Here is a 14,304-nt window from a genome sequence, read left to right as displayed (position 1 = left end):
GTTTTTAGGGGCTTTAAGGTGGTTGTTTTCGGTTATTGAGTGAAGAATGGTAGCGCTTGGGTTAAAATCACGCGAAATACCCGCTGTCGATGAAATAAGTCGGCAAGCAGACTGCAACAAACTGAGAGTTATCATGGCAAGAACAGCAGCAGCGCTTCATATTTTGGTGAAGCACAAAGAACAAGCAGAAGACATCATCAAGCAGCTTAAAAAAGGCGCTAAGTTTCAAACGCTAGCAAAGAAGTACTCAACATGTCCATCTGGTAAAAAGGGCGGCGATTTAGGTGAGTTTCGTAAAGGGCAGATGGTGCCTCAGTTTGATAAGGTTTGTTTCTCTGGCGAGACGCTGATCCCACATCTTGTTAAAACGAAATTTGGCTGGCACGTGGTTAAGGTTCTTTATAGAACCTAGTGTAAGATATGTATTAGATGGAATAAAAGGAGCGTATATATGCTCCTTTTTTGTGACTTTTTGATGAATTTAATTGGATTATGGCTGAGTGTTCATCCCAGACGCGATGCGATAATTAATGCTACGCCCTTCATCATCCACCACGAGTAATTACGAGGAGGAGGAGGGGTTTTAATGAGTAACTCATATAATAAATGCCATTCTTGAGGACATTTAAACAGCTTTGCCTTTAGCTTGTCTAGAAAGCTGTAAACGAGTTTGGTAGGAGAACAACATGGAGAGTTCAGCTATGTTAAGCAACCCAGCGACAGATGTTATCTTGCATGCTTTTGACTGGTGCTATGCTGACGTAATGAAGAACGCCCCACTGATTCAGGAGTTGGGATATAAATCGGTTTTAGTTTCACCAGCGATGAAATCACTACGCGCGTCCAAAGATAGCGGTCGAGCGTCTCGAACTCAGTGGTGGCAACGTTATCAACCACAAGACTATCGTATGATTGATAACCAACTCGGTGATACGATCGATTTTATTGCGATGGTGAAGGCACTAAAGCAGCACGGCCTTCGTACTTATGTCGATGTGGTATTCAACCACATGGCGAATGAATCTAGTATCCGCAGCGATTTAACGTATCCAAACGCACAGGATCTGACGTCTTATCAAAATGCTCATGAATACTATGAATCAATTCGTTTGTTTGGTGATCTGTCTAAGCCACTTTTTAATGAAAATGACTTTGTAGAAGCGTTCGGCATCAAAAACTGGAAAGATACGTGGGAAGTTCAAAACGGGCGCATTACAGGGGGAGCCAGTGATCCGGGCCTGCCAACATTGCTCCACAACGACAATGTGGTCACGCAGCAGCGAGCGTATTTAAAAGCTCTAAAAGCGATTGGTGTGAAAGGCTTTCGTATCGATGCAGCAAAACACATGACACTGTCACACCTTAGAAAAGTGTGGACGGATGATATATGTGAAGAAATGCATATCTTTGGTGAAATCATCACTGATGGTGGCGCGACGGAGGAAGAGTACCAACTATTTCTCGAGCCCTATCTAAAGCACACTCGTTTAGGCGCTTACGATTTTCCACTGTTTAATACTATCTACAAAGCGTTTGAAGAGCATGGCAGTTTTAAGTCTTTGATCAACCCTTACTGCTTTGGCCAAGCTCTATCGAACATGAGAGCTATCACCTTTGCTGTGACCCATGATATCCCAAACAATGATGTGTTCTTGGAACACATCATGGATGAAGTTGATGAGCGTCTTGCTCACGCTTTCATTCTTGGTCGTGATGGTGGTGTGCCGCTTATATACAGTGAGCTGAGCACCAGTGGTATTCTGGATCAACATGGCCAGCCTCGTTGGCTCAATGATTGGCAAGCGCCATATATGAAAAGCATGATTCAATTTCACAATTATGTTCATGGTGAAGCGATGCGTGTGGTTGAGGCTAATGATGACTTAATGGTGTTTGTTCGTGGGGACAAAGGTATTGTAGTGATCAATAAGTCTAAGCGAAGTAAAACGGTATCGCTCTCTTGGACTGGACCAGTAATGGACTTGCTTTCAGGCAAAGTGATTGATTGCATTGATAGTAAAGTAACGATCAAGGTTGAATCCAATCAATGCATGATGCTGACAATCAATGACCCTGAGCTTGTGAACAGCTAATCGGCTCACTTTAAGAAAAGATTAAAAGAAAGGCCCGCCTACTCGTGTGAGTAAGTGGGCCTTTTTGTTTTGAAGCTAGGAATCTAACTGCTCAAACCTAAAGGTGACTAAACCGTGAACTTGTTCAGTAGTTCGTCTTGTTGGCGAACGTTGTCGGTTTGCACCTGCATTGCCGCATTTGCTTCTTGAGCAGCAGTAGACACTTGTGTTGAAAGGTCTTTGATCTTAACCGTGTTGTTGTTGATTTCTTCCGCCACTAAGCTCTGCTCTTCTGCCGCTGATGCAATCTGAATATTCATATCAGAAATGCGTTGAATGGCGTCACGGATGCGGTCTAGTGAAGAGTTGGCTTGCTGAGCTCGTTCAACGGCGTCAGTAGCTGTGTCTTTACTTTGGTTCATCGCATTCGATACTGAGCTCGCACCGGCTTGAAGTTGTTCAATCATGTTGCGTATTTCAGTTGTCGACTCTTGAGTACGCTGTGCCAGAGTACGAACTTCATCCGCTACGACAGCAAAACCACGACCAGATTCACCTGCACGCGCTGCCTCGATCGCTGCGTTTAGTGCCAATAGGTTGGTTTGATCCGCGATATCGTTAATTACCTTAAGAATCGTTTCAATGTTCGCTGTTGCTGATTCTAGAACTTGTACTTCAGCAACGGCTTGGTCGATACGCTCTGATAGGTGATCAATCGCTTGTGTGGTTTCACTTACGACCGATGTGCCGTCTAATGTAGCCTCGTCCGCTTCACGAGCCGCAGCTGCTGCACCTTGAGCATTATTGGCTACTTCAGTTGCCGTTACCGCCATCTCGTTCATTGCAGTCGCAAGCTGCTCTAGCTCTTGCAGTTGAGTGCTCATAGCGCTTGCTGACTCACCAGCACCTCTTACTGTGATTTCAGTACCACGTTTAATCTCCACACCAATCGCCTTCGATTGAATGATTTGATTTTGTAGGTTTTCAGTGAAGGTATTGAAGCCTTTTGCTAAGTCAGAGAACTCTTTGTCTGTGTTGGTATCTAGACGCTTAGTCAGGTCACCTTGACCACTCGCTACGTCTTGAATCGCTTCGTTAAGAGCATCCAGTGGACGCATTAGCACACGAATCAGAACCGTGAGTGCAACGATACTAAGAACCACAGCGATCAAAGAATAGATCATTGAGCTGTGTTTCAAGTCTTCAACCGTTTGGTAAGCGATCTCTTCATCAAGGATGGCACCAATGTACCAATCTTCACTTGGGATATGAGTGAAGTTAACTAGGAACATCTTACCGTCGACTTCGATCTCTTGAGAGCCCTCACGAATGGTTGCTTGTGGCATGTAGCTTGAAAGCACTTCACCGTTGTTTTTCGCGTTCGGGTGAGCGATCGTTGTACCATCAGCAGTCACAAGGAATAGGTAGCCTGCATCAAATAGGTTTACTTGGTTGATCAATGTCGCCAGGTTAGTGAGTTCCAAATCGTAGAACATACCTGCTGTGAAGCGGCCGTTGTCTTTAACTGGAGTACCAACTGAGATGATCACCTTCTTGCTTGATGCGTCCACATAAGGAGCGGTGACTACTAAACTGTTTTTGGATTTAGCATCAATATACCAAGGGCGAATTCGAGGGTCGTAATCTGGACCCGCTTCCCAACCGTCATCATTCTCGATAACGAAACCGTTTGCTTCATAACCAAAACCAACGGCTAGGAAGCTGTTTTTAAGCTTTGACTTTTCAAGAATAGTTTTAACGTAGGTGCGATTTTGAGGGTTAATTTCGATGACTTCAGTCGTCGACTGCGCCAATGCTTTTTTAGCGTCCATTTCTGATACCACGGTGTTCTTAACACCAGATACCATCTCTTCTAGGCTCGCATTTACGTTGTTCTGTACAGCACTTTTCACAGTGTAAAGTTGTTGTATTGAAAGCAATGATACTGTCACTAGCAGCAAGGCTGATGATGCAGCAACCACCTTATGGCTAAATTTCATTGAATTTTCCCCTTCTCACAGGCTTTGCGAAGACTAAAGTTAATTGTGTTTTTGTATTTATATATATCGACAGGATGGCAATTTACTTGAATGTAAATTCACAAAATAGACTACAAAAACACAACAACCTAAACAATACAAAATTCACTAAATCACATAATTGTTAATTTTATTAATTGCTTCAATGAGTTGAGGAGTTAGAAGTTTCGGACTTTAAGGTGAAATTAAAAATGTATTAATTTTACTTTTATGCACTTTGTTTTTTATATAGAAGAGGGGGCTTAGAGAAAAGATACGAAATTAACTGATATGCCTGTTAACTAAGAATCTGAATATAAGGTGACCTGGTGTCCATATTTTGTCCAATTAAAAAGCCCCACAAAGTGGGGCTTTTTAATTTAAACGGTTTAATCACATAAGCAGTATCTAAATTAGAATATTATATGAGCAACGCCAGCAATAACAGGAAGTGTAATTAATGTACGCAGAATAAAGATAATAAATAGTTCTGCGATATTTACAGGGATCTTACTGCCTAGAAGTAGAGCACCAACTTCAGACATGTAAATCAACTGAGTTACCGACATTGCTGCAATCACAAAGCGAGTCATTTCGTTATCAATAGACGCTGCAAGGATCGCTGGGATGAACATGTCTGCAAAACCAACCACGATGGTTTCTGATGCCGCAACCGCTTCAGGAACGCCTAATAGCTCGAGGAACGGAATGAAAGGTTGACCTAGGAATGAGAACACAGAAGTGTACTCTGCAATGACCAACGCCATCGTACCAAGACCCATAACTACAGGTAGTACACCAAATACCATGTCCACTGCGTTACGAACGCCTTCTCCAAATACAGACTTAACAGATTTAACTTGTGATGCTTTGTTTACTGCTAGCTCAAGGCCCCAAGAGAACGTTGAGTGACCTGCAGGGATTGCATCTGCATCTTTCTCTGGCTTGCTACCATCAATAAAAGTGTCTTTTTTCGTGCTCAAAGGTGGCAGGCGAGGAATGATTACCGCTGCCACGATGCCTGCTAGACAGATTGCCGCGTAGAACGGCAAGAACAGGTGCTCTAGTTCTACTTGCGCGATAACTACAAGGCTGAACGTGATAGATACTGCTGAGAAGGTAGTACCCACAACTGCAGCTTCACGCTGAGTGTAGAATTTCTTCTCGTACTGTTTGCTTGTCAGTAGGATACCAACGCTGCCATCACCTAACCAAGAAGTCATACAGTCAATAGCACTACGACCAGGTAGGTTGAAGATAGGGCGCATAACTTTACTTAATAGTGTGCCAAAAAGTTCTAGTAAACCAAAGTTAAGTAGAAGAGGCAGTAACAGGCCAGCAAAAATGAACACTGAGAATAGTGTTGGAAGTAGACCTTCTAATACTAAGCCGCCGGTGTTCTCCTCCCAGATAAACTCAGGGCCAATTTGGAAGAACGCCATAGATGCAGCGGCACCACCAATTAGACGAACCGCCAGCCATAGTGGAGAAGGGTTGAAAAGGTTGTTCAAAAACGAATTCGATGTAATGAATGTAGGCTTGAAAATGGTGCTTAAAATTGAAGCTACAGACATGAAAGCGATGATCGCAGTGATGATAGAGACTAGGTGTTCACCGAAAACCGCTTGAATTGACTTGGCTAGGATAGCAACAGGGATAGTGAGATCGCCTTGGTAGCTAATTGGAGCCATGAAAAGGAATAAACCAATTAATGATGGGATTAGGAAAACCCAGAAACTGCCTTTAGATTTCTCTGGTTGAGCAGTATTCGTGTTGTTAGACATGTTATTGTTCTCGAATTTCTACACGTGAAAAAGCCGTTTCCTTGGCATTTTTATTCACTAAACGTCCGTATTTTCTTATTGGATGCAAGATTACCCAGTATTAATATTGCTTGCAATACTATTCATCAAATATCGCTAAATATTCATGCGAGTTATTTTGCTATACATTAAGAGTTTAGAATAAAGTGTTGCGGATGTTACGTAATTTGAGGATATATTGCCAGTTTTTTATAAAATTACTGGGGTGTCTGTTCGATACGTCAAATAAAGCCAGTAGCTAAACGCAATAATAAAGGCGAAGGAGGCATGGAAAGCGAGAGCCAAAATCTCAAAACGTTGGAAAAAGCATGCGCCCGTTAAGTCACCAAATAGAAAGCCTACGACAATGAACATGAGCAACTTTGCTTTTCGGCGATCAAAGAGGGTACCTTTTAGGCGTGTACCAATCATGATCCCTAGCTTCAGTGCTTGGTTTTCGATGAAAAAACCACTAAAAGCAGCGCCCAACATAAAGCTCATGATAACGATTAATAGATGCAAAGAAGCTTAGGTAGACGTAAGTAAGCTACTCCCTAGTAGAGAGACTGTGCCTGAAATATGTGAGAGCGCCTGGTGTTGGAAACCAAGTAGACCGATAGTATTTACGCTGCCAGCAAGGCCTGCTAACAGGAGAGCACCGTATTCAACCAGCAAGGTAGCTTAGAAATCATGGGGTTCACCCAGGGTTAAAAAGAGAGGCAGATTGTAACGCTAGCAAAAAGTTTCGCTAGCATTGTAGAGCATCGATAATTGATCTTAGGCAACAGTATTGCAGTTTGTATTCCGACAAGCATTGTCACGATACTTGGGGATAGCAGACACTAATTATAGTGACTCATTTGATGGTCAAATTTGACCCAACCATGTTTGCGCTCTTCGTAGACCGAAAAGCTCGGCAGCGGGAAATCTTGTTCTTTAAACAATCCAAGCGGGACGATGTAAAAATCTGAGGCAGCAACGGATTGTAGCAACATGGTGGTGCCACATTTGGGGCAGAATTGATAGGTCACTTCATTGCCAGTATCGCTAATGCGCGAAAATGAGGTTACCTCTCCACTCAGAGAGATTTGTTCCGTTAGGAATCGAGCTTGTACACCAAACACACTGCCGGTGCGTTTTTGACATTCATAGCAGTGGCAGACAGAGGTTCGTTGAGGCTCCCCTCTACACACAAGATTGACTGCACCGCAGCGACATTCGCAACTTCTGATATTTTTATCTTTACTATGATTGATATCCATCCGTGCTCCAGTTCTGATTAGCCCTGTATTGATAATTATACTAAAGCCCTTTATGGTCTGCACAACAGGATGAAAACAAAAGAATAAAATGGCTCATGAAAAAGAAAATCTTACCGATTCCGCTGATTTTACTCATTCCCATTGTGATGTTGGTGGTTGTCATCGTAGCGGGTGTTTACCGTTTCAGTCTTAGTGATGAAGAAATCTTGGCGAAGTTTCCGTCTTCTCAGGTCAGTTACGACTCGGTTGTGGAAACTGTATTTGACTTGAAGACAACCAACCCATGGACAATCAAAGTGCCAGAAACGAATGCTTACGCTTTTATTGGTGAAGTAGACGAGCATCAATCGCTCGCTTCTGGACATTACGACTCGGGCGTGGAGCGCGGAGTGGTAACCGTTGATACTCAAAAACTGTTCGCTGCCAAATTGGGAGAAACTCACTTTTTTGTTGCGCCAATGTCGGTGTCTAACCAAGGTAGCGGTGTCTTTTATTATCTAGGTTTGTTTAAGCATGACCAACAGCGCAGCCGTGTGGTGCTGGTGGATCAACTCTTCCTCGGTGATCGTGTTGAGATCCAAACCCTAGAGGTCGCTAAACAGGAGGGCACTCAAAAAAAAGGTAAACAAAGCGGGGAAGGTTTTATCGGCTTTACTCAGCATTCTGCGGAACAATCATTTGCAGAAGCGCCCTCTGAAAAGGTGTTAATGAGCTTTTCTTTTGATACGCAATCAATTGGTAAGTAATAACGTTTTTGTTAGTGTAAGGATCTGTTGTTTATGTGAGCTAATTTACATATTATCTTACGTAGATGAATGAAATTTAGACACTCATAGCCTTGTGTCTGCTTACTTTACAAATGGAGCTTGCTAATGATTAATAAACGTTTTTTTAAAACGAAAGATGAAGTTGAAGTGACTTTTGAGCTGGAAGCTCAGGAAGCGAATTCTGTGTCTATCGTTGCAGATTTCCTTGATTGGAAAGCGACGCCAATGAGAAAGTTGGCGAAAGGGAAAGTATATAAGTTTAAAACTCGCCTGCCTAAAGGTGGCGAGTTTCAATTCCGTTACCTTGTTGACGATCAGCAATGGGTAAACGATGCTAATGCCGATCGCTACATCCCTAATGAGTTTGGTGAGGATAACTGCTTGGTATCAACGGTAAGCGCTTAACCGTAGCCCCCAGAAACTAAGCACTTTTTACTAAACGCGAGTTGGTTGAGTTACTCGAAGTCCACTCCGTGGCTTGATGAAATTACTCACTAATTCGCTTCGGTTATTAATTAATCGAAACGGAATAACGTAAATCAATATAAAGCAGAGGCTAGCCGTTTCTGCTTTTCTATTTTTAAATTTAGCGGTTAATTTTATTTAATGGGATGCCTTGTTCCAGCCTCGACAACTCAATGACTTGGGTATATCCAGTAAGATTCGCGTCATATTATGACAATGCGTTGATGATTTATGCGTTTGAAAAGCATATCCTATGTCTTTATGTCGTAGAAAGACCTGTTTACCGTGTATTCAAAAATATTTTCCTCTCCGTTTGCTGAGCTTTCACCTGTAAAAAAAGTAGCGATTTTAGGTCTGCCACTTGTTGCCGCAATCGGCCTTGCTCTGCAATCATCTCAATCGAATCTGACGAAAACGATCGATTTGAACCTACCTGATTCAACCGTGATTGAGTCTATTTTGTCATCTTCTTCTGTCATGGTTATTGAACCGCCAACGTTTGAGTATCAAATTCAAACGGGTGACAACCTAAGTAGCATCTTCACTCAACTTGGTTTCTCTTACAAATCGATGATGAATGTGATGGAAACCGACTTAAACTTCCTTGCACTTGATACGCTCCGCCCTGGTAATACGCTCCGTTTTTGGCGTGATGAGGCGACAGGTGATCTATCCAAAATGGAACTTCAATTCAGCGTTGCTGACAAAGTGGTTTACCGACTACTTGAAGACGGCTCTTACGAATTTGAAGACATCTCTATTCCAGGTGAGTGGAGACAAAAACCTTTAGTGGGTGACATTCAAGGCAGTTTCTCTGTATCAGCAAATAAACTGGGTCTAAATGGCCTTGAGATTGACCACGTTGTTACCTTGTTAAAAGACAAGGTGAACTTTAGCCGTGACCTACGTGCTGGCGATAAGTTTGAAGTGCTGCAGAAAGCACAGTTTGTCGATGGTGTTGCCACCGGCAAACGCGAAATTGAAGCGATTAAGATCATCAACAAGAACCGCGTTGTCTCTGCGTACTTACATACTGATGGGCAGTACTACGATGCGAGCGGTGATAGCTTGCAACGTGCTTTCCAACGTTATCCGGTAAGCAGCAGCTGGCGTCAAAGCTCTCAATTCAACCCTAAGCGTTTGCACCCTGTGACAGGCCGAATTTCACCGCATAATGGCACTGACTTCGCAACGCCGATTGGTACGCCAGTTCAGGCAACGGGCGACGGCAAAGTGATCATGACGCGTAAACACCCTTATGCAGGTAACTACGTAGTGATTCAACACGGTAGTACGTATAAAACGCGCTACCTGCACTTGAGCAAGATTCTGGTTCGTAAAGGACAAACAGTTTCTCGTGGCCAACGTATTGGATTATCAGGGAAAACGGGTCGAGTTACTGGGGCACACCTTCATTACGAATTGATTGAACGTGGTCGTCCTGTCGATGCGATGAAAGCGAATATTCCAATGGCAGACTCTGTACCGAAAAAGGAAAAATCAACGTTTATCGCGGCGAGAGACCAAGCGGATGCCTTGCTACAGCAAGAACTAGAAGCGCAATCAAACAAGAGTTAATGAGTGACGTTTAGTTGTCATTAATAAGTTGTTTAAGACCACACTGCTGAGATAGCCGCGATAGTGAGGCTAGTTTAGAATTCTAAGGCTAGGCATCACGGCTTTTTTGTTCTCTTAACTAGGGGCTTTTTTCGGCGTTAGTCATGCTCAAGCGAGAGGCTCAGAGTGTGTCACGTAGCTGACAATAGCTTCTGGTCTCATTGGTGGAGAGTAGAAATATCCTTGGATCTTGTCGCATCCCATTGCGTGTAACTTTTCTAACTGTTCCTGTTTCTCGACACCCTCAGCCACTAGTGACACATCGAGTCTATGTGCCAGTTGGACAATCAACCAAACGACGCTCTCCGAGGTGGAGTTGGTCAGCAAATTGCGAATGAATGTAGCATCAATCTTAATGCAGTCGATCGGATAGCTGTGAATGTAGTTCAGACTGGAGTAGCCAGTACCGAAATCGTCCAAAGCGATAGTAAAACCTTGCTCTCTGAGGTAGTTAAGTGCGGCTTTCGTTTCTTGGGTCGGTGATAGCAGTACGGTCTCGGTTAACTCAATAACAAACTCGTTTGCTGCAAAGTGATGTTGCTTAATGGCCCGAGTAAGGTAAGAGATATAACGCTTTGAGTCGGTAAGCTCGTGGGCAGAGCAGTTTATCCCGAGCTTGATTTTATAGCCTAGCCCTTGCTCTAACGTTTTCTTTGCACGGCACACTAACTGGATGATGCGCTCACCCAGTTCAACAATCAATCCAGACTCTTCTGCTAATTGAATAAACTCCACTGGAGAGATATCGCCATGTTGAGCGGTTTTCCAGCGTGTCAGCACTTCAAAGTATTCCCAGCGTTTTTCCACCAGGCTAACAATAGGCTGGGCAACCACGTACATGCCATTACCATTTTGCGTTAGGTAATTGGAAATAGGGTTTTCAAGTTCACTTCGCAGTGCGGCAATGAGCTCCGCCTTTCTTTGGTAGCGAAATCTTAGATGGGTGTCATAACATTGAATGTGGGTATCGGGGCTTTGTTTACACTCTTTTAATGCCAAGCTGGTGTTGAAGATGATCTGCTCGACATCTTTGTTGTCTCCTTCTGAGCGGGCAATACCAATACAGACCTCAAAATCGATCTTGATGTCGACGCTTGAATAGCCTTGTTTGATCTTCGCTAGTATTTGTTCACAAATGGCGATTGGGTCGGAGTGGTAGGTAATGAAAGCAAACTCGTTGCCTGCTGTACGGAATGTAAGGTTGTTTTCGGGTAAGGTGCGGCGTAACGTTTCAGCAACGAACTGTAGTACTTTGTCACCAATATAATTGCCGTGTTGGTCGTTGATCGCTTTAAAACTGTTGATATCGAGCAAGGCAACAGAGAAGGGCGTCACGCTTTGCTGAGTGATTGACTCTAAGGTATCTGACAAGCAGCTACGGTTGAGTAAGCCTGTTAAGCTGTCGTGTGAAACTTCATAACTGAGCTGGTTAACCAGTTGCTCAGAACGGTCGTTGAACCACATCTCCCTTAGTGTATAGATAATGATATCGGCGAATAGCTGATGATGTTTGATGACCTCTTGTTGCTGAGTTGGGCTAAGCGGTGATGTAAAAGTGGAAAACAGTACGCCCATTACTTCACCACTCTGAGTACGAGTTGGGATCGCGATAGAGTTCTGTGAAGTGATCTCCTGTCGAAAGGCGGATGTCGGTAGAGATTGAACAACATATTGAGCAAACGAACAGTCCGGGTGTTTTTGATTAACGGCCTGCTGGTAGATATGCCCATGACGAGCGTTTATCTTATCGTGTAAAACATGATCAGAGTGCGCGATAACGAGAGGAACAATTTGGTCAGGAAAATACTTCTTCCCAATGATGCTGGTATACTGCGTATCAAAGATTTGGTGCAAGGTGAGTGCAGCAGACTCAAGAAGGTCGACACCTTCCAACTTCAATAAGCGGCCTATGCGCTCTGTGTTTATTACGCCGTTCTGTGTGTGTTGAGTCATAGTCACCATCCATAGTTAACCAGAATCACCGCGTACAATTGTGATATGCGTCCTGTTTATTATTGTCCTCGCTGCATCTTTTTTCAAATTTATTTGTGACTAGTTTCACAAAATCTGAGTACTACGTTCTTTGTCTAGCCGATCTTTGAGGTGATCCAGAAACAGTTTGGTTCGTGTATGCGAGTAATCAAGCTTAGGGTAGTAAGCGTAAACCATCACCTCATCAGCGGTGATATTTGGCAATACTGGAACTAATGTCCCTTGTTTTAGATCTTCTTTGATCATGGCTTTGATGGTCAATAACACGCCCATGCCTCGCTTGGCAGCGTGAAATAGAGCCTCAGGGTTGGTTGTTGCAAAGTTTCCATTCAATGTGATTCGTTGTCCTTTCGTTAACGTAACCTCACGAGTAGGGCGCTCACCCCAAATCAGCGAATTGTGTTGCTCCAAATCTTGCTCACAATTTGGGTAGCCATGTTTCGCCAAGTAGCTTGGAGCTGCGTAGAACCCCGCTTTGTGCTCGAACAAAGGTGTTTTTTTAAAGCTTAACGAGTTGAGTTGCTCGAGCTCGCGACTTATCACCAGATCTAAGCCAAGTTCAGGCAGTTGCCCTGAAGTGGTGGTAATCAGCTGTACTTTTATGTCTGGATACTTTTCTAAGAAATCGTCCATGTGTTGGACTAGAAATTTAGACCCAACCGCGATGGTTGCCCCAATTTTTAATAGGCCTGCGGGGGTCTGGTTAACCGAGCGGGTTTCATCAATGATCGATTGCCAGTTATCGAGTTGATCTTTGGCTCGTTGGTAAAAGAGTGCGCCTGCTTCTGTTTGGCTAATCGAGCGAGTTGTACGCTTAAGTAGCTGAGTTCCGATACGCTCTTCAAGCCAGTTAACCCTTTTACTGATCGCCGAGCTGGTGGTATTAAGCTTACGTGCAGCACCATTAAAACTGCCTTCTTCCACTACTTTTACATAACTTTTTACGTTAAGTATCCAATCCATATTATTTCCTGTTGAGACTTAATCAAATTCCAATTTGGTTAATTATCAATTGCTGGCTCTGAATGTAAACTCATCTTTGAGCAAATAACAAACGAAAAGGAAATTTTTTGAGCCAATCGACCTTTAAAAAAACACCATTACTGTTGGCAATGATGATCATTGCTACTGGGCAAGTGGGTGTCAGTATTTACCTGCCATCACTGCCGCTGATTGCTGCTGACTTAAGCATCACTCAAGTTGATGTACAGTTGCTCGTTACACTATTTTTAGTGGGCTTTGGCTTATCTCAACTATTTTACGGACCGATGTCAGATGCAGTTGGACGAAGACCTATCTTCTTGTTAGGTCAGGGTGTTTATTTGATTGGTACTGTTGTTTGTGTCGTCTTTTCTGACAACATGACAGCGTTAGAGATTGGTCGCTTGTTGCAAGGCTTAGGCGCGGGTAGTGCTTCGGTGCTCGGGCGTAGCGTGCTTCGCGATAGTTATGATGGCGCACAACTTACTAAGGCCTTGTCTTACATCTCAATTACCGCTTCGATCATGCCGATCATAGCCCCTGTATTTGGTGGTTGGATTTCATTCCACCTTGGTTGGGAAGCGGTGTTCCTGTTTGTTTTGCTCTATCTACTCGCGATATTCACTCTGGGCTATTTTGTTCTTCACGAGACGCTCCCTTATAGCAAGAGTCGTTTCCAGGTAAGCCAAGTCGTCAGGAACTACGGAAGTTTGATAACGAATCGACAAGTGTTGAGTAGTGCCAGTTACAACTGGATGAGCTATATGGCAAGTTTGGTGTCGTTATCTTTGTTCCCATTCTTAATGCAGGAGCAATTGGGGCTGACAGCTGCGGAGTATGGCTCATTAATGATTGTGCCTTCGGCGGGCTTGCTGATTGGCAGTGTGGTATTGAATGTTCTGAATCGTCGCTTTAGTACGCCTCAATTAATGAGCTTTGCAATCTTGATTATCTTAGCGTCTGGAGCTTGGTTGCTGACACATGAATTAACCATCCTTAACTTGGTATGGGCGTTTACTTGGCTGACTATTGCACAGGGTATCTCATTCCCTCTCTCTATTAGCATGTTGTTGGAACCACATAAGAAACAAGCGGGTGCTGTCTCTGCATTATCTGGTTCGATCCAAATGTGTTTAGCAGGTCTATTAGGCGGTTATTTGGTAGAGAGTTGGGTGACGAACCATCTGCAGCTTGGGGTATTCTATTTAGTGATTGGTGCGGCTATGGGCTCGGTGCTGTGGTCTTCAACACGAATAAAAAAGAAGCTTGGCGATACAGAAGTCGAATGTAGTTAGCGTGTTGTGCTGATGTTTGTGTATGCGGCCTTT

Annotated in this window: 11 protein-coding genes and 1 pseudogene; 6 read left to right on the top strand and 6 right to left on the bottom strand. The window is 43.6% G+C overall.

The window, feature by feature from the left end; translation table 11 throughout:
- The first annotated feature begins 46 nt into the window (after positions 1 to 46).
- Complete coding sequence (gene ppiC / locus A3712_RS24320; RefSeq protein WP_269451443.1) at positions 47 to 412, top strand: peptidylprolyl isomerase PpiC; 366 nt, start codon at positions 47 to 49, stop codon at positions 410 to 412.
- A 274-nt stretch (positions 413 to 686) separates the two neighbouring features.
- Positions 687 to 2,093 carry an alpha-amylase family protein gene (locus A3712_RS24315; protein ID WP_063525284.1) on the top strand — a complete coding sequence of 469 codons (1,407 nt, stop codon included), beginning with the start codon at positions 687 to 689 and terminating at the stop codon, positions 2,091 to 2,093.
- A gap of 107 nt (positions 2,094 to 2,200) precedes the next feature.
- On the opposite strand, the gene A3712_RS24310 is transcribed toward A3712_RS24315, so the two are convergent.
- The 4 genes and pseudogenes from A3712_RS24310 to A3712_RS24295 all read right to left on the bottom strand — a co-directional run bounded on the left by A3712_RS24310 (position 2,201) and on the right by A3712_RS24295 (position 7,217).
- Positions 2,201 to 4,072 carry a methyl-accepting chemotaxis protein gene (locus A3712_RS24310; protein ID WP_063525283.1) on the bottom strand — a complete coding sequence of 624 codons (1,872 nt, stop codon included), beginning with the start codon at positions 4,070 to 4,072 and terminating at the stop codon, positions 2,201 to 2,203.
- 431 nt (positions 4,073 to 4,503) lie between these two features.
- Positions 4,504 to 5,874: a YjiH family protein gene (locus tag A3712_RS24305; protein WP_063525282.1), complete on the bottom strand. Its 1,371-nt coding sequence runs from the start codon at positions 5,872 to 5,874 to the stop codon at positions 4,504 to 4,506.
- A 228-nt stretch (positions 5,875 to 6,102) separates the two neighbouring features.
- Positions 6,103 to 6,584: pseudogene (locus A3712_RS24300) on the bottom strand (DUF1275 family protein).
- Positions 6,585 to 6,734: 150 nt separating this feature from the next.
- Positions 6,735 to 7,217 carry a GFA family protein gene (locus tag A3712_RS24295; protein WP_171367743.1) on the bottom strand — a complete coding sequence of 161 codons (483 nt, stop codon included), beginning with the start codon at positions 7,215 to 7,217 and terminating at the stop codon, positions 6,735 to 6,737.
- Between the two features lie 32 nt (positions 7,218 to 7,249).
- Here A3712_RS24295 and A3712_RS24290 point away from each other — a divergent pair, with 32 nt between their 5' ends.
- From A3712_RS24290 to A3712_RS24280, 3 genes are all read left to right on the top strand, one after another.
- Positions 7,250 to 7,900, top strand: coding sequence for a hypothetical protein (locus A3712_RS24290; protein ID WP_063525280.1), 651 nt, complete (start codon positions 7,250 to 7,252; stop codon positions 7,898 to 7,900).
- Between the two features lie 126 nt (positions 7,901 to 8,026).
- Positions 8,027 to 8,326, top strand: a complete 300-nt coding sequence (locus tag A3712_RS24285) for an isoamylase early set domain-containing protein (protein WP_063525279.1) — start codon at positions 8,027 to 8,029, stop codon at positions 8,324 to 8,326.
- Between the two features lie 345 nt (positions 8,327 to 8,671).
- Positions 8,672 to 9,964: a peptidoglycan DD-metalloendopeptidase family protein gene (locus A3712_RS24280; protein ID WP_063525278.1), complete on the top strand. Its 1,293-nt coding sequence runs from the start codon at positions 8,672 to 8,674 to the stop codon at positions 9,962 to 9,964.
- Positions 9,965 to 10,111: 147 nt separating this feature from the next.
- Here A3712_RS24280 and A3712_RS24275 read toward each other — a convergent pair whose 3' ends face one another.
- Both A3712_RS24275 and A3712_RS24270 read right to left on the bottom strand, forming a co-directional pair.
- A complete protein-coding gene (locus tag A3712_RS24275) occupies positions 10,112 to 11,956 on the bottom strand; it encodes a putative bifunctional diguanylate cyclase/phosphodiesterase (RefSeq protein ID WP_063525277.1) in 1,845 nt (614 codons plus the stop codon).
- A gap of 105 nt (positions 11,957 to 12,061) precedes the next feature.
- Positions 12,062 to 12,958 (bottom strand): LysR family transcriptional regulator, encoded by an 897-nt coding sequence (locus tag A3712_RS24270; RefSeq protein ID WP_063525276.1) that lies wholly within the window; start codon positions 12,956 to 12,958, stop codon positions 12,062 to 12,064.
- A 107-nt stretch (positions 12,959 to 13,065) separates the two neighbouring features.
- Here A3712_RS24270 and A3712_RS24265 point away from each other — a divergent pair, with 107 nt between their 5' ends.
- Positions 13,066 to 14,271, top strand: coding sequence for a multidrug effflux MFS transporter (locus tag A3712_RS24265; RefSeq protein WP_063525275.1), 1,206 nt, complete (start codon positions 13,066 to 13,068; stop codon positions 14,269 to 14,271).
- Positions 14,272 to 14,304 lie beyond the last annotated feature (33 nt).

This window comes from Vibrio sp. HI00D65 (assembly GCF_001635455.1).
Taxonomy (GTDB): domain Bacteria; phylum Pseudomonadota; class Gammaproteobacteria; order Enterobacterales; family Vibrionaceae; genus Vibrio.
Note: the sequence above shows the minus strand (reverse complement) of the source record. Positions and strands in the feature narration are given on the sequence as shown.